At 59.6% G+C, this 14,635-nt stretch carries 14 protein-coding genes; 6 read left to right on the top strand and 8 right to left on the bottom strand.

The window, feature by feature from the left end:
* Nucleotides 1-117 precede the first annotated feature (117 nt).
* The 3 genes from M0746_RS24310 to M0746_RS24300 all read right to left on the bottom strand — a co-directional run bounded on the left by M0746_RS24310 (nucleotide 118) and on the right by M0746_RS24300 (nucleotide 2,276).
* Nucleotides 118-417 (bottom strand): hypothetical protein, encoded by a 300-nt coding sequence (locus M0746_RS24310; RefSeq protein ID WP_258450888.1) that lies wholly within the window; start codon nucleotides 415-417, stop codon nucleotides 118-120.
* A gap of 346 nt (nucleotides 418-763) precedes the next feature.
* Nucleotides 764-1,906, bottom strand: coding sequence for a hypothetical protein (locus M0746_RS24305; RefSeq protein ID WP_258450887.1), 1,143 nt, complete (start codon nucleotides 1,904-1,906; stop codon nucleotides 764-766).
* A gap of 94 nt (nucleotides 1,907-2,000) precedes the next feature.
* Nucleotides 2,001-2,276: a hypothetical protein gene (locus M0746_RS24300; protein ID WP_258450885.1), complete on the bottom strand. Its 276-nt coding sequence runs from the start codon at nucleotides 2,274-2,276 to the stop codon at nucleotides 2,001-2,003.
* Between the two features lie 447 nt (nucleotides 2,277-2,723).
* Here M0746_RS24300 and M0746_RS24295 point away from each other — a divergent pair, with 447 nt between their 5' ends.
* The 3 genes from M0746_RS24295 (at nucleotide 2,724) to M0746_RS24285 (ending at nucleotide 6,587) form a co-directional block, all read left to right on the top strand.
* On the top strand, nucleotides 2,724-4,658 hold the full coding sequence (locus M0746_RS24295) for a RecQ family ATP-dependent DNA helicase (protein ID WP_258450884.1): 1,935 nt from the start codon (nucleotides 2,724-2,726) through the stop codon (nucleotides 4,656-4,658).
* 127 nt (nucleotides 4,659-4,785) lie between these two features.
* Complete coding sequence (locus M0746_RS24290) at nucleotides 4,786-6,012, top strand: 3-hydroxyacyl-CoA dehydrogenase (RefSeq protein ID WP_258450883.1); 1,227 nt, start codon at nucleotides 4,786-4,788, stop codon at nucleotides 6,010-6,012.
* Nucleotides 6,013-6,152: 140 nt separating this feature from the next.
* A complete protein-coding gene (locus M0746_RS24285; RefSeq protein WP_258451519.1) occupies nucleotides 6,153-6,587 on the top strand; it encodes an acyl-CoA thioesterase in 435 nt (144 codons plus the stop codon).
* Between the two features lie 54 nt (nucleotides 6,588-6,641).
* On the opposite strand, the gene M0746_RS24280 is transcribed toward M0746_RS24285, so the two are convergent.
* The 4 genes from M0746_RS24280 to M0746_RS24265 form a co-directional block, all read right to left on the bottom strand.
* Nucleotides 6,642-7,124 carry a glycine zipper domain-containing protein gene (locus tag M0746_RS24280; protein WP_258450881.1) on the bottom strand — a complete coding sequence of 161 codons (483 nt, stop codon included), beginning with the start codon at nucleotides 7,122-7,124 and terminating at the stop codon, nucleotides 6,642-6,644.
* Nucleotides 7,125-7,452: 328 nt separating this feature from the next.
* The gene (locus tag M0746_RS24275; RefSeq protein WP_258450880.1) at nucleotides 7,453-9,801 is read right to left on the bottom strand and encodes an FdhF/YdeP family oxidoreductase; all 2,349 of its coding nucleotides are present in this window, start codon (nucleotides 9,799-9,801) and stop codon (nucleotides 7,453-7,455) included.
* Entirely contained in the window at nucleotides 9,798-10,637 is an 840-nt protein-coding gene (gene fdhD / locus M0746_RS24270) for a formate dehydrogenase accessory sulfurtransferase FdhD (protein ID WP_258450879.1), read from the bottom strand. The genes M0746_RS24275 and fdhD overlap by 4 nt, the downstream gene beginning before the upstream one ends.
* Before the next feature lie 92 nt (nucleotides 10,638-10,729).
* Nucleotides 10,730-11,617, bottom strand: coding sequence for a LysR family transcriptional regulator (locus M0746_RS24265; protein ID WP_258450878.1), 888 nt, complete (start codon nucleotides 11,615-11,617; stop codon nucleotides 10,730-10,732).
* A 138-nt stretch (nucleotides 11,618-11,755) separates the two neighbouring features.
* On the opposite strand from M0746_RS24265, the gene lysM reads away from it, so the two are divergent.
* Nucleotides 11,756-12,196, top strand: coding sequence for a peptidoglycan-binding protein LysM (lysM, locus tag M0746_RS24260; protein WP_258450877.1), 441 nt, complete (start codon nucleotides 11,756-11,758; stop codon nucleotides 12,194-12,196).
* A gap of 88 nt (nucleotides 12,197-12,284) precedes the next feature.
* On the opposite strand, the gene yrfG is transcribed toward lysM, so the two are convergent.
* On the bottom strand, nucleotides 12,285-12,947 hold the full coding sequence (gene yrfG / locus M0746_RS24255; RefSeq protein WP_258450876.1) for a GMP/IMP nucleotidase: 663 nt from the start codon (nucleotides 12,945-12,947) through the stop codon (nucleotides 12,285-12,287).
* Between the two features lie 88 nt (nucleotides 12,948-13,035).
* Here yrfG and nudE point away from each other — a divergent pair, with 88 nt between their 5' ends.
* Both nudE and cysQ read left to right on the top strand, forming a co-directional pair.
* Nucleotides 13,036-13,605 carry an ADP compounds hydrolase NudE gene (nudE, locus tag M0746_RS24250; protein ID WP_090288331.1) on the top strand — a complete coding sequence of 190 codons (570 nt, stop codon included), beginning with the start codon at nucleotides 13,036-13,038 and terminating at the stop codon, nucleotides 13,603-13,605.
* 1 nt (nucleotide 13,606) lies between these two features.
* Entirely contained in the window at nucleotides 13,607-14,440 is an 834-nt protein-coding gene (gene cysQ, locus M0746_RS24245; RefSeq protein ID WP_258450874.1) for a 3'(2'),5'-bisphosphate nucleotidase CysQ, read from the top strand.
* Nucleotides 14,441-14,635: the final 195 nt, after the last annotated feature.

Below are 14,635 nucleotides of genomic sequence, written 5' to 3'. Positions count from 1 at the left end.
AGGCTGAACAATGGCTTCCATCGTACGCAATCAATAGTAGTTTGCAAATTCACTCCTTGGGCTGGACGCCGGGTGTCCAGCAATCATGTTCATAAGTTAAAGGCAGGCAGCTTGTTATCAGGTCGGTGCTTTCCAGTTGAGCATCCGTTGCTGCGCGACCTGCAGCAGGTCACAGCCGTCCTGCGTCAACAGATAAAGCGCGTGGGTGATGTGTGGGATGTCTTCGACGTCGGCTTGTTTGAAGTTGAGGCAGTACAGGGTGCGGAGCAGGTCGCTGGAAGCGCGCAGACGCTGGACGGCACATTCGAGAATGTCCTGCGGGTTGGCGGCGGTGTCGATGAGCAGCGGCCTGGTGTCGGTGAGGCTGGTTTCGAGTGGGTGGTAGCGATCGGTGAGAAACTGATTAAACGTTTTCAATTGATGGATCCTCAAATGCTTCAAATGAAGCCACCACATCGTGACCAAGCGACAGGAGGCAACTGTGTTCGGGTTGGTCAACCGGTGAGGATCGTGCACATACCCGGCACACCCGAAGGTGTCCCAAACACAGTCACCATAAACCGCAGGCAATTGAGTGCCCGCAGCATACAGCGCATGCGTATACACGATCCAATCGGGTGACCAAGCCCGAGCCGCTGATTTGGCAGCGACAGCCACGACTATAAATTCGCATCCCCCAACCCCGATAGAAGACAAAGAGTCTGCCTGCGTAGGACCGGTATGAAGATCTCATCGGACGTTGCTATCAACGGCTGTTCACTTTTCAACGCAGATGTTTATACGCCGCCAACTCCAGCACGCTGGTCGTCAATCCCGTTGCCGGCGCGTAGATCGAACCCTTCACCGCCGAGAACGGCACGCCTTTGCTGCCCAGCGACACATAACGTTCGCCTTGATCGAGTTCGGTGAAGTAGGTGTAGGAAACCTTGTGCATCAGTTTGTAGCGCGCTTCGTCGCTGGCGATGGCGCCGGTGAGGCGCAGCAGGTCGGCTTCGCTGAGGTTCAGGGTTTTGTTCAGTTGCACGCCCCAGCGTTTGAGGCAGGTTTCGGCGAAGTGGCGGACGACTCGGCCCGGTTCGATGAAAGTTTTCAGATCGCTGCTGCTGGTCGGTACGCCGCCGGCGGCGGTGGCGTTGCCGGCCATGGTCGCGTGGCGGCCGGCCATGGGGTAGATGCAGGTTTTGGTGCCGACCGCGGTCTGTGGAATGACGCAACTGAAGCCTTTGGAGCGCTCATCGCGGGCATAGAACGCGACGTACTCTTTGACGTTGGCTCCGAGCTTGACGCGCTGGTCCTGGAAGTTGCCAATGCCCGGCACCGGATCAAGAGCGAAGATATTCACCGGAATATGGTTGAGCTGTGGATCATTCAACATTGCGTTGGCCAACATATGGCAGCTGATTCCGCCGCGACTCCAGCCCACCAGGTTGACTTGGGTGGGGATTACACCGTCCTTGCGGAACGTCTTGATAATTTGCTCTTGTAATGTTTGCTGGGTCACGCTGCGATCGCCGTAGTTATATTTACGCCAGAACCATGAACCTTCAATTTTTACATCTTCGATAGGAATGCCGGCGGCTTTCAGACGGTTGTATCCTTCTTCTGTAAGTTGTTCGCGCTGCCAGTTGCATTTGCCCTTGATGATATTTACGGCGTGCTGCACGTTCTCTTCCCAGCCTTTGCCAAACAGCGTACCGGTGAGCCCGTATTCCTTGGTTTTGGTAAACAGATCGTCGGCTTGCAGGTTGCCACTGCCCGGCCCGTCGACGACGATCCATTCGGCGAACTCGCGGCCCGCATGGTTGGCGGCCAGTGTCGAAACCAGTTCGCCGTCCCAGAAGTTTTCATGGGTGACATCAAACTTATTGGAGCCGGTACCGCAAAAGAAAATTGTTAAAACAGTCATTGTGTTGCCCTTGGTTAGTTGTAAGAGCAAACAAGTTAGTGCTTGTTGTGTGGATAAATAAAGCGTTCTGTTGTTTCTGCGTTTGTAGTGTTGGTTAGTTGTAAGTTGCTTGTGGCGAGTTATGTTTGGCGACTTCCAGCAAGTCGCAGCCATCCTGTACCAGCAAATAAAGCGCGTTGACGATATTGGGAATATCTTTCACGTCTGCCTGTTTAAAACATAGGCAATAGAGTGTTTCCAGCAAGTCTCCGGCGGCGCGCAAGCGCTGATCGGCGGCGTCGATAAGGTCGCGCGGGCTGGCATGGCTGTCGATAAGCAGGACGGGGTTTTCGCTGTAGCGGGTCTTGAGCGGGCGGTAGCGGTTGATCATGGTCAGGCGTGTCCTGTGCTGAGGCGTTCGGGCGGGCTGGCGATGTGTCAGGCCGCGCCGGTCACTATAGAAGGGCGTTTTGCGGTGAGACAAGACAGCCGCTATGGACAGTATTCGTAGGGACTTTTTCGTCAATTGAGCGATCTTTCCTACGCGTTTTCGCGGTTTGTTTTGGCCAAGAATCGACCGGTGAATATTCCTACTTGTGGGGCAGACGATTCGTGGTCGACCTTCACAGCGTGTGCCTCGGAGTCGGTAGGAAGTTTCCAGGCGTCCGACACTCGCTTGAACGGAATTGGCTCTTTTTCACTGTGTTCCGCATGCCTTTGCGTTGAGCATTTCCCGACGCGGTATCATTCCGAATCGATTTGCCCCCGACCTTTTCTCGACTCGCTGCGATCGCCCGCTAGGCTGTTGGCATGGCAGCAGTCAACGGAGTGACAGCGAATGAACAACACCCTGGAACAGGTTTTTGGTTTCTCACAGTTTCGACCCGGGCAAGAAGCCGCGATCAGTGCGGTGCTGGCCGGGCGCTCGGCGGCGGCGATTTTTCCCACCGGTTCCGGCAAGTCGATTTGTTATCAACTGCCGGCGCTGTTGTTGCCGCATCTGACGCTGGTAGTGTCGCCGCTCTTGGCGTTGATGCAGGATCAACTGGCTTTTCTGCATCGCCATGGCATCTCGGCCGGCAGCATCGATTCGGCGCAGAACCGTGATGACGCCAGTGCGGTGATGGCCCGCGCCCGTTCGGGTGAATTGAAGATCCTGATGGTCTCGGTGGAACGCTTGAAGAACGAGCGCTTTCGCAACTTTCTGCAGCAGGTGCCCATCTCGTTATTGGTCGTGGACGAAGCGCACTGTATTTCCGAGTGGGGGCACAATTTCCGGCCCGACTATCTGAAGCTGCCGGACTACCAACGCCAGTTCAACATCCCGCAGGCCCTGCTGCTGACCGCTACGGCAACGCCGAATGTCATTGCCGACATGCAGGCCAAATTCAATATCGCCGCCGAGGACGTGGTGACCACCGGCTTCTACCGACCCAATCTCAATCTACTGGTGGAGCCGGTGCGCGGTGAAGACAAGCGCCGGCGTCTGGTGGAGTGGATGAACGCGCGAGCGGGGCAGCCAAGCATCGTCTACGTGACCTTGCAGAAAACCGCCGCAGACATCGCCGAGCACCTTGAACGCAATGGCATTCAGGCCGAGGCGTATCACGCCGGTCTGCCTCATGACAAACGCGAAGCGATCCAGAAACGCTTCATGGCCGGGCAGTCCAATTGCATCGTGGCAACCATCGCGTTCGGCATGGGCATCGACAAGAGCGACATTCGCAACGTGGTGCATTTCGACCTGCCCAAGTCCATCGAAAACTACAGTCAGGAAATCGGCCGCGCCGGTCGCGACGGGCAACCGTCCGATTGCCTGGTATTGGCCAATCGCGACAGCCTCAACGTGCTGGAAAACTTCGTCTACGGTGACACCCCGGAGCGTGAAGGCATTCGTTACGTGCTGGATGAAATCAAGGCCTCGGCAGTGCAGGGGCAGTGGGAGTTCATGCTCGGACCGCTGGCGGACCAGAGCAACATTCGCTCGTTGCCGCTGAAGACTTTGCTGGTTCAGCTGGAACTGCGCGGTTTGATCGCGCCGCGCTACGCCTATTACGCCGACTACCGCTTCAAGTACCTGCTGGAGCCGGAGGTACTGCTTGAGCGTTTCGACGGCGAACGCCGGGACTTCGTTGCCGCGCTGATCCAGACCTCAACCCGTGCACGTTCGTGGGCCACGGTGAATTTCGATGCGATGTATACGCAGTATTCCGCCGAGCGCAGTCGGGTGGTGAAGGCGCTGGATTATTTTCAGGAAAAAGGCTGGATCGAGCTGGAAAGCAAGCAGATGACCGAGGTCTACAGCCTGCTGCGCAGTGATTTCGATAGTGAACACTTGAGCACCGAGCTACACGACTATTTCACCCGCCATGAGCAGGCTGAAATCACGCGTATTCACACCATGCTTGCGATGTTCGCCAGCGAACGCTGTCTGGGTTATCGCCTGGCCGAATACTTCGGCGACCACAATGCTCCGCAACAGTGTGGCCATTGTTCGGTGTGTCACGGCCACGTTGCACGGTTGCCACCAGCGCCGGAGCTGCCAGCGCTTGTGGATGAAAATTTTGCGCAGCTATGCGGTGAGTTTATCCACAAGCACGAGCAGCACACCGGAGCGATGCCATCGGCCGAGCGGCTGACGCGGTTCTTGTGCGGGATCAGCGTGCCGCTGTTCACCAAACTCAAGGCGCGGACGATTTCCGGATTCGCGGCGCTGGAGGAGTATCCCTTCGCTGAAGTGCGCAGTTGGGCTGCTGACAATCTAACTGGGTGACCGGGACGTTGTGGGAGCGAGCCTGTATCCATCCGCTGAATACCAACCATCACGGTAATAAACTTCAAAAACCCTGATTGGCTGACTATGGTGATTCCAGTCTTTGGATCGCCAACAAGAGAACAACATGAGCCAGACATCCTTCGATATTCAGCAAGCTGCGGTGATCGGCGCGGGCACCATGGGCCGTGGCATTGTCATGTGCCTGGCCAATGCCGGCGTCGCGGTGCAATGGGTGGATAACAATCCACAGATGCTCGAACAGGCGCTCGCCGCTGTCGCCGAAACCAACGCGCACAATGTGCGCCAAGGGCGGATCGATCAGGCCGAGGCTGACGCGCGCATTGCCCGGGTCAGTGCCGCTGCCGATTATGCGGCGATTCGCAATGTCGATCTGGTGATCGAAGCGGTGTACGAAAATCTTGAGCTCAAGCAAAAGATCTTTCGCGAACTGGATGGCCTGCTCAAGCCTGAAGCACTGTTGGCCAGTAATACTTCGGCGCTGGATATCGATGCGATTGCCGCGGCCACGCGCCGTCCGGAGCAAGTGCTGGGCCTGCATTTCTTCAGCCCGGCGCACATCATGAAACTGCTGGAGATCGTCCGCGGTGCGCAGACCGCGCCGGCGGCGCTGCAGGCGGCTCTCGCGCTGGGCAAGCGCATGGGCAAGGTCAGCGTGGTATCGGGTAATTGCCATGGCTTCATTGGCAATCGCATGTTGCATCCGTACGTGCTGGAAGCGCGCAAGATGCTGCTCGAAGGCGCCTACCCGCATGAGGTTGACGCAGCGCTGCAGGGTTTCGGATTCGCCATGGGGCCGTTCCGCATGTACGACGTGGTCGGCATCGATCTGGAATGGCGTGCCCGCGAACTGGCGGGCAAGGGTCAGGATGCGCCAGAAGTGCAGGTCGATAACCGTCTGTGCGAGCTGGGCCGCTTCGGGCAGAAATCCGGCGACGGTTATTACCATTATGAACCCGGCAGTCGGCAGGCAGAGCATGACCCCGAAGTCGACGCACTGGTGTTGCAGGTCAGCGAAGGGCTGGGTTTCCAGCGACGCGAGATCGCTGCCGAGGAAATCCTTGAGCGCTGTTTGCTGGCGCTGGTCAACGAGGGCGCGAAGATTCTCCAGGAAGGCATTGCCGAGTCAGCCCATGACATCGATCTGGTGTACCTGAACGGCTACGGCTTCCCGGTCGACAAGGGCGGGCCGATGGCCTGGGCGGATCAGCAAGGGTTGGCGGATATTCATCAACGTCTGCTGGCGCTGGAGACGCGCCAGGGTGATCAGTGGAAACCGGCGCGGTTGATTGGCGAATTGGCGGCGCAGGGGAAGGGGTTTGCTGATCACTGAAATATTGCGGCTGTGCTGACCTCTTCGTGAGCAGGCTCGCTCCCACCTTGGATCGTGGATTCCTGTGGGAGCGAGCCTGCTCGCGAAGGGCGCGCCACGGTTTTAAATCAGACTCGCCAAAACACTTTCAGGAATCGAGGATCAATGTCCAACCCGACCCCCAACGCACCGACTACCCACACTTCCAGCCCATCACCACGCGCTGGCACGACAACGACGCCTATGGTCACGTCAATAACGTCACCTATTACAGCTTCTTCGACACCGCCGTGAACACGTATCTGATTCAGGTTGGCGGGCTGGATATTCATGACGGCGAAGTAGTCGGTTTTGTCGTCAGCTCAGCGTGCGATTATTTTGCGTCGATCGCGTTTCCGGATCTGATCGAAATCGGCTTGTGCGTGGGCAAGCTGGGCAACAGTTCGGTGCAATACGAACTGGCCGTGTTCAAGGTCGGCGAGGCAGAGGCCTGCGCGGCCGGGCGCTTTGTTCATGTCTTCGTGGATCGGGCGAACAATCAGCCGGTGCCGATTCCGCCCGGGCTGCGCGCAGCGCTGGAGCGTTTGGCCGTCTGAAACAGGCAAAAAAATCGCAGCCCTCGGGCTGCGATTTTTGTTCAAGCCTGCGCCTTAACGGTGGCGATAGTGCTTGTGATGCTTGCGATGGCCGTAAGCATGGCCACGGCCTGGGTGACCGCGATCGCGATAGTAACGGCGATCATCGTAGCGGCGATCGGAGTGACGATCATCGTCGTCATCGCGGCCCATGTAGTTGCCCAGTGCGCCACCTGCACCGCCACCTGCCGCGGAGCCGATCAGGCTACCGGTAGTGCCGCCCAGACTGCGACCTACGACGTTACCGCCTGCTGCGCCCAGCGCACCGCCAATGGCAGCTTCGCCACGGCTATGGCGGTCTGCGCCGACCGCGCTACCACCCGCGCCGCCCAGGGCTGCGCCGATGGTGGAACCTGTATTGCCGCCTAGAGATTGACCGACGACCGAGCCAAGAACCCCGCCCAATGCGCCGCCCACACCTGCTTCGGTGGTGCCGCCGGCAGAAGCGAAGCCACTGACCAGGCCAAGGGACAACAAGAGAATCGAGGAGAACTTCATAGAGGATGAGCCTCAAAGGGATGACGGCGCCGATCCTGAGGCTCTGCAATGGGCGTGACAATCAAAATCCGACGAATAACACGACTTGTATACAATAATGCAAGTTACTGTTTTTTCACCGGAACTTAACCGATTTTCGCCGGTCTTTAGCTACTTCGGACAGGCCGTTTTTATGCAAAAACGGCCTTTTTGTGGGCGATTGAAAAGTGTCCGGCACGGTTGGCAAGTTGGCAGTTCCATCGCTTTGGCGAGCAGGCTCGCTCTCACAGTAGATGCATTGCAATTGTGGGAGCGAGCCTGCTCGCGCAGGGGCCAGTGCAAGCGCCGATCAAGCCGACTTCGCCATGATCAACCCTGTCTCACTCGCCGCTTCCAGCCGGATCGCAATGAATTTCGACGTCGGCGTGTGGCTGCCATCCCCGGTGCTTTCCAGCGGCACCAGCGGATTCACTTCCGGATAGTACGCCGCCGCCTGCCCGGCAGGAATATCGAACGCCAACAATGTAAAACCTTTCACCCGGCGTTCGCGGCCATCGTCCCACAGCGACACGATGTCGGCCTTCTGCCCCGGACGGAAGCCCAGGCGAATGATGTCGGCCTCATTGACGAACAACACGTCGCGCTGGCCTTTGACGCCGCGATAACGATCATCGAGACCGTAAATGGTGGTGTTGTATTGATCGTGGGAACGCATCGATTGCAGGATCAGGTCCGGCAGTTGCCCGGTGGCGCGGGTGCGTTCGTGCACCAGGTCCGTGGGCAGCAGGTTCGGACGGAAGTTGGCCCGGCCCGACGGCGTGTTCCACTTGCGTGCGCCAGCGCTGTTGCCGAGGTAGAAACCACCCGGGTTTTTCACCTTCTCGTTGAAGTCCTTGAAGTTCGGGATGGTGTCGGCGATCAGTTCGCGAATGCGTGCGTAGTCAGCCACCAGCCAGTTCCAGTCCACCGGTTTGCTGCCCAGTGTCGCGGCGGCGATGCCGGCGATGATCGACGGCTCCGAGCGCATCTGGTTCGACAGCGGCTGCAACTGGCCGTTGGAGGCGTGAACCATGCTGAACGAGTCTTCCACGGTGACCGCTTGCGGGCCTTCGCTCTGGATATCGATGTCGGTGCGACCCAGGCACGGCAGAATCAGCGCGTCTTTGCCGTGAGCCAGGTGGCTGCGGTTGAGCTTGGTGCTGATCTGCACAGTCAGGTCGCAATTGCGCAGCGCCTGAAAGGTGCGTGGGCTGTCCGGGGTGGCCTGGGCGAAGTTGCCGCCCAGACCGATGAACACCTTGGCGCGACCTTCGGCCATCGCATGGATTGCCTCGACCACGTTGTGCCCATTGTGGCGCGGCACCTTGAACTGGAAGCGGCGCTCCAGCGAATCGAGGAACGCCACCGGTGGACGTTCGTTAATGCCCATGGTGCGGTCGCCCTGCACGTTACTGTGGCCACGCACCGGGCACAGACCGGCGCCCGGCTTGCCGATGTTGCCGCGCAGCAGCATCAGGTTGGCGATTTCCTGGATGGTTGGCACCGAATGGCGATGCTGGGTGATGCCCATCGCCCAGCACATGATCACGTTCTTGCCTTTGGCGTACATACGCGCGGCTTGTTCGATTTCGACCAGAGTCAGGCCAGACTGCTCGACGATCTGCTCCCACGACGTGTCATCGACCACACCGAGGTATTCCAACACGTTGGCGCTGTGGGCATTGAGGAAGTCGTGATCGAACACCGCCGGTTCGCCGGCCTTCTGCGCGTCGCGTTCCCATTGCAGGAGAAACTTGGCCATGCCGCGCAGCACCGCCATGTCGCCGCCCAGCGCCGGGCGGAAATATGCGGTGTTGGTCGGTTTGTCGCCGTTGGTGAGCATTTCGATCGGGTGCTGCGGGTGCTGGAAACGTTCCAGGCCGCGCTCTTTCAACGGGTTGATGCACACCACCTGCGCGCCGCGCTTCACCGCTTCACGCAGTGGCTCGAGCATGCGCGGATGGTTGGTGCCGGGGTTCTGACCCCAGACGAAAATTGCATCGGCGTGTTCGAAATCATCGAATGTCACCGTGCCTTTGCCGACGCCGACACTTTGCGCCAGCGCCACACCGCTGGCCTCGTGGCACATGTTCGAGCAGTCAGGGAAATTGTTGGTGCCGTAAGCGCGCACGAACAGCTGATACAGATACGCCGCTTCGTTGCTGGCGCGACCGGAGGTGTAGAACTCGGCCTGATCCGGGCTCGGCAGATTGCGCAAGTGCTTGCCGATCAGGGCGAACGCATCTTCCCAGCTGATCGGCTTGTAGCGATCGGTTTCAGCGTCGTAGACCATCGGCTCGGTCAGCCGACCCTGATATTCCAGCCAGTAGTCGCTCTGCTCGAGCAACGCAGTGACGCTGTGTTTGGCGAAGAACTTCGCGTCCACACGGCGCTTGGTCGCTTCCCAGTTCACCGCTTTGGCGCCGTTCTCGCAGAACTTGACCATGCCGCTTTCCGGCGAATCGCCCCACGCGCAGCCAGGGCAGTCGAAGCCGCCGTTCTGGTTGGTCTTGAGCATCATGCGCAGGTTCTTCAGCGCGTTGTCGCTGGTCAACCAGGCCTGCGCCACACTGATCAGGGCACCCCAGCCGCCGGCGGCACCTTTGTAAGGCTTGTAGCGCGGGACAGGTTTCTGGTCGGCTTGATGATGTTGGCTCACGCTTGATTCTCCATCGCGGGGCTGTACACCCGCGGCGCACTTTTCTGCGGCAGGTGGATGAGATTGAGGTTATGGCGCCGTGCCCATTGCACGGCAAGCCCGGTCGGTGCCGACAGACTGACAAGGGTCTGGATACCGGCACGCAGGACTTTCTGGATCAGTTCGAGACTGCAACGGCTGGTGACAATCGCCAGGCCGCCCTCGGTGGAAATCTTCTGACGAATCAGGCCGCCGATCAGCTTGTCGAGGGCGTTGTGCCGGCCAATGTCTTCGCGACCGAGCAGCAACTCGCCGCTGGCATTCATGAACACCGCGGCATGCACCGCGCCGCAATGCTGGCCCAGCGGCTGAAACGCGCCGATGCGCTGGCGCAGGCCGTCGAGCCAGGTGATCGGCGGCAGCGGCGCACCGGGTAACACGTTGAGATCGGGCAGCGCCTGTTCCACCGCTTCGACGCCGCACAGACCGCAACCGCTGGTGCCAGCCAATTGCCGACGTTGTTGCTTGAGGTTCCAGAAAGCGCGATTGGCGATGGTCACCTGCGCGTACTGCGCCGAGCCTGAGCCGGTCAGTTGCAGGTCGTAGATATCGCTGGCGTCGGCAATGATGCCGCTGCCGAGGCTGAAGCCGACAATGAAGTCTTCCAGATCCGTCGGTGTCACCAGCATCACCGCCTGACTGATGCCGTTGTAGGCAATCGCCAACGCGACTTCCTCGGCCAGCGCAGTGCTGGCCGATTCCTCGCGGGGCAAATCGCTGTAGCTGTAGGTCTGGCTGGCGGCGGGCGCGGGCGTTTCGAGGGCTGGCGCCGCGCAGGCTGGGCGCTTGGCGTTCATGGCATCACCGACGGTTTGATCTAGGTCAAGACTAGGCGCGTCAAGTTGTCGCGTCTAATCGCTATTACCGATCTGCCGATAGATGCCGTCGATCAAGCCTGTTTTGGCGATTTCTGATACAGCGCGAAACAGGCTTCCGCCAGCGCCGAACGCGGCGCGCCACGGCGCATGATCAGGCCCAGCGGCGCCAGCGTGCGCGCATTTTCGATCGGTTGCAGGCGCAGGTGATCAGCCAGGGTTTCCGCACCGCCATCGAGCGGCATGATTGCGCAGCAAAAGCCGCCGTGTACGGCCTGTAACAATTGATGCACGGCGTCGGTTTGCAGCAAGGGTTGTGGGGTCAGGCCGCGGCTGTGGAAGTTGTGGTCGATGGACTGGCGAAAATGCATACCGCTGGTGAGCATGCACAGCGGCAATTCGATCAGCGCTTCCCAGCTCAACGGCTCGTCGCCAAAGGTGAAGGAGCGCTGATCGTAAAGCAGGCCCATGCGCGTTTCGTCGAAGGCCAGCGAATCGAATCGCTCATTGTCCAGACGCTCCAGATACGACACGCCGATGTCGATGCGATTGTTGGCCAGATGCTCGAGGACCTGCTCGGAACTCAGCGATGACAATTCGAACCGTAATTCCGGGTGTGCCGCATGCAGGCGCTGCATCAGCGGCAACGGGTCGAAACTCGATAGCGGCACCACGCCCAGGCGCAACGTACCGATCAGATTGCCGCGACAGGCCGCGGCTTCTGCCTGCAAGCCGTCATAAGCCGCCAGCACCGTGCGCGCCCACGCCAGCACGCGTTCGCCCGGCGCGGTGAAACCTTCAAAGCGCTGCCCACGGTTGACCAGCGGCAGGTCGAGTTCTTCTTCGAGGCTGCGCAGGCGCATCGACAAGGTCGGCTGGGTGATGTGGCAACGCGCAGCGGCCTGGCCGAAGTGACGGGTTTCGTCGAGGGCGATGAGGAATTTCAGTTGCTTGATGTCCATCTTCGCTCCGGGAAAGGTTGGCGGGGTAGGCGATTCTACCGCGTGCGCCTGCACAGGGTCATTGGTCGGACTGGAACCGGGTTTGGCCGGGGTGGTCTAGGCTTGGGCGTCTGGAACCCAAATCAAGGAGTGTGCGCTATGAGTCTTTTGAGCTTTGTGAAGGAAGCCGGTGAAAAGCTGTTGGATCTGCTGACCCCCGGCAATGCCAATGCCAGCGAGCAATTGAAGGAACACATCAGTAAGGTCGGGCTGGGCAATCCCAACGTACAGGCGACCGTGGACGGCGACAAGGTGACGGTGACCGGTGAAGTCGCGAGTCAGGAAGAGAAAGAGAAAATTCTGCTGGCGGTGGGCAACATTCAAGGGGTGGGCAGCGTCGATGACCAGATCACCGTGACCGGGCCGGTGGTGGTCGCTGCCGAGTTTGTCGAAGTCAAAGCAGGTGACACGCTTAGCGCGATTTCGCTGCGGGTCTATGGCAACGCTAATCAGTACCAGAAGATTTTCGACGCCAACAAACCGATGCTCAAGGATGTGAACAAAATCTATCCGGGGCAGAAGCTTCGTATTCCGAAGTAATCCTCGTCTGATCGCCAGCAGGTTGGCTCCACAGGTGACCGCATTCTCCTGTGGGAGTCAGCCTGCTGGCGATGGGGGCAACCCGGTTTCACAGCCCGGCGATCAAATCCCGATAGTCCTCGACCGCAGCAAATTCGGCGGTGTCCTTCGGTCCCTTGCGACTGTCCGGTTCTTTTACCGCCAGCAAATGCGCCACGCCAAAATCCCGCGCACTGCGCAGAATCGGCAAAGTGTCATCGATGAACAGACTGCGCGCCGGGTCGAAACCGATATCCGCCTGCAAGGCATCCCAGAACTGCGGGTTTTCCTTCGGATACCCATAATCGTGGGAGCTGATCAGCCGTTCGAAGTACGGCGCCAGCTCGATCCGCTCCAGTTTCAGCGACAGTGAGTCGCGGTGCGCGTTGGTGATCATGATCACCCGTTTGCCGGCGCGCTTGATTGCCTCGAGAAAGGTATCGGCGTCCGGGCGCAAGGCGATCAGATGCGCGGTTTCCTGTTTCAGTTCGCGCACCGACAATTTCAGTTCCGCGCTCCAGAAGTCCAGGCAATACCACTGCAACTGGCCGGCATGGCGCTCGAACAGCGGCTGCAATTCCATCTCGGCCATGGCCCGGCTGACCCCGTGCAGTTCGGCGTAACGCTGGGGCAGGTGTTCGAGCCAGAAGTGGTTGTCGAAGTGCAGATCCAGCAACGTGCCGTCCATGTCGAGCAGGACGGTATCGATGTCGGACCACGGTAATGAAGGCATGGCAACGTCTCGAGCGGTAGAAGGATATCCGAGGTAAACAATCGGGAAAGCCGCGTTATAGTAGCGCGTTCACGCCAAGGAGCTTTGCATGCGCCAGAAACCCACCGTACTTGCCCGCGAAATCGTCGCCACCAGTCGTCTGTTCGCGGTCGAAGAACTCAAGCTGCGCTTCTCCAACGGTGTGGAACGCACATACGAGCGGCTGGTCGGCAAAGGTGCGGGCTACGGCGCGGTGATGATCGTGGCGATGCTCGATGCCGAACATGCGGTGCTGGTCGAAGAGTATTGCGGCGGCACCGATGCCTACGAATTGTCCTTGCCCAAAGGCCTGATCGAGCCGGGCGAGGACGTATTGGCAGCGGCCGAGCGTGAGCTCAAGGAAGAGGCCGGATTCGGCGCGCGGCAACTGGAACATCTGACCGAGCTGTCGTTGTCGCCCGGTTACATGAGCCAGAAGATTCAGGTAGTGCTGGCCACCGATCTGTACGAGGAACGCCTGGAGGGCGACGAGCCTGAGCCGATGCGCGTCGACAAGGTCAACCTGCGCGAGCTGTCGGCGTTGGCGCTCAATCCGCAATTTTCCGAAGGACGGGCGCTGGCGGCGCTGTATTTGACGCGTGATCTGCTGACGCAGCGCGGTTCTTTCAATCTTGAGTGAGATGTCGATGAATTTCCCCCACCCGTTGATGGCGCCTGTTGTTGCCCTGGCATTGCAGGCTGGCGAGGCGATTCTGCCGTTCTGGCGCGCGGGCGTCGAAGTCACGGCCAAGTCCGACGATTCACCGGTGACCGCAGCCGACTTGGCCGCGCATCACCTGATTGTCGCTGGGCTGACAGCGCTGGACCCGAGCATCCCGGTGTTATCGGAAGAAGACGCCAATATCCCGCAAAGCGTGCGTGCTGGCTGGCAGCGCTGGTGGCTGGTGGACCCGTTGGACGGTACCAAGGAATTCATCAGTGGCAGCGAAGAGTTCACCGTCAACATCGCCCTGATCGAAAACGGTCGGGTGGTGTTTGGCGTGGTGTCGATGCCGACCAGTGGTCGCTACTACGTCGGCGGCGCCGGGCTTGGCGCGTGGCGTTGCGACAAGCACGGTACACCGGTGGCGATCCAGGTGCGTGACGCGCTGCAACCGGGCGAAGCCTTCACCGTGGTTGCCAGCCGCCGACACTCGAGCCCCGAGCAGGAACGATTGCTGGCCGGGCTGAGTGCCAGCCTGGGCGAGTTGCAACTGGCCAACATTGGCAGCTCGCTGAAGTTCTGTTTGCTGGCGGAAGGCGCAGCGGATTGTTATCCGCGGCTGGCGCCGACTTCGCAGTGGGACACGGCGGCGGCGCAGGGCGTGCTGGAAGGCGCGGGGGGCGAGGTGCTGGATCTGCGCGGCGAAGCGTTTTGTTATCCGGCACGGGAATCGCTGTTGAACGAGTTCTTTCTGGCGTTGCCGGCGAAGGCTTCGTGGCGTGCGCGGTTGTTGGAGTTGGCCCGGGGTTGAGGTTCTGATCCGGAATTGCCCTCACCCCAGCCCTCTCCCCCAGGAGAGGGAGCCGACCGAGTTGTGCTGAATCATTCATCGACCTGAAAGATCGAGTCGATTCTGGATTCAACACAGCGCTTGCAGGCCGACGCGAATCCTCAGCATCCCCCAATAAGTTCCCTCTCCCTCCGGGAGAGGGTTAGGGTGAGGGGC

Source organism: Pseudomonas sp. S11P7, assembly GCF_023195435.1.
GTDB classification, from domain to species: domain Bacteria; phylum Pseudomonadota; class Gammaproteobacteria; order Pseudomonadales; family Pseudomonadaceae; genus Aquipseudomonas; species Aquipseudomonas fluorescens_G.
Note: the sequence above shows the minus strand (reverse complement) of the source record. Positions and strands in the feature narration are given on the sequence as shown.

Coding starts and splice junctions, on each gene's coding strand:
- nudE (WP_090288331.1), top strand. CDS start 13,036: ATGCGCCAGAAACCCACCGTACTTGCCCGCGAAATCGTCGCCACCAGT.
- M0746_RS24305 (WP_258450887.1), bottom strand. CDS start 1,906: ATGACTGTTTTAACAATTTTCTTTTGCGGTACCGGCTCCAATAAGTTT.
- M0746_RS24280 (WP_258450881.1), bottom strand. CDS start 7,124: ATGAAGTTCTCCTCGATTCTCTTGTTGTCCCTTGGCCTGGTCAGTGGC.
- M0746_RS24300 (WP_258450885.1), bottom strand. CDS start 2,276: ATGATCAACCGCTACCGCCCGCTCAAGACCCGCTACAGCGAAAACCCC.
- yrfG (WP_258450876.1), bottom strand. CDS start 12,947: ATGCCTTCATTACCGTGGTCCGACATCGATACCGTCCTGCTCGACATG.
- lysM (WP_258450877.1), top strand. CDS start 11,756: ATGAGTCTTTTGAGCTTTGTGAAGGAAGCCGGTGAAAAGCTGTTGGAT.
- M0746_RS24265 (WP_258450878.1), bottom strand. CDS start 11,617: ATGGACATCAAGCAACTGAAATTCCTCATCGCCCTCGACGAAACCCGT.
- M0746_RS24290 (WP_258450883.1), top strand. CDS start 4,786: ATGAGCCAGACATCCTTCGATATTCAGCAAGCTGCGGTGATCGGCGCG.
- fdhD (WP_258450879.1), bottom strand. CDS start 10,637: ATGAACGCCAAGCGCCCAGCCTGCGCGGCGCCAGCCCTCGAAACGCCC.
- M0746_RS24295 (WP_258450884.1), top strand. CDS start 2,724: ATGAACAACACCCTGGAACAGGTTTTTGGTTTCTCACAGTTTCGACCC.
- cysQ (WP_258450874.1), top strand. CDS start 13,607: ATGTCGATGAATTTCCCCCACCCGTTGATGGCGCCTGTTGTTGCCCTG.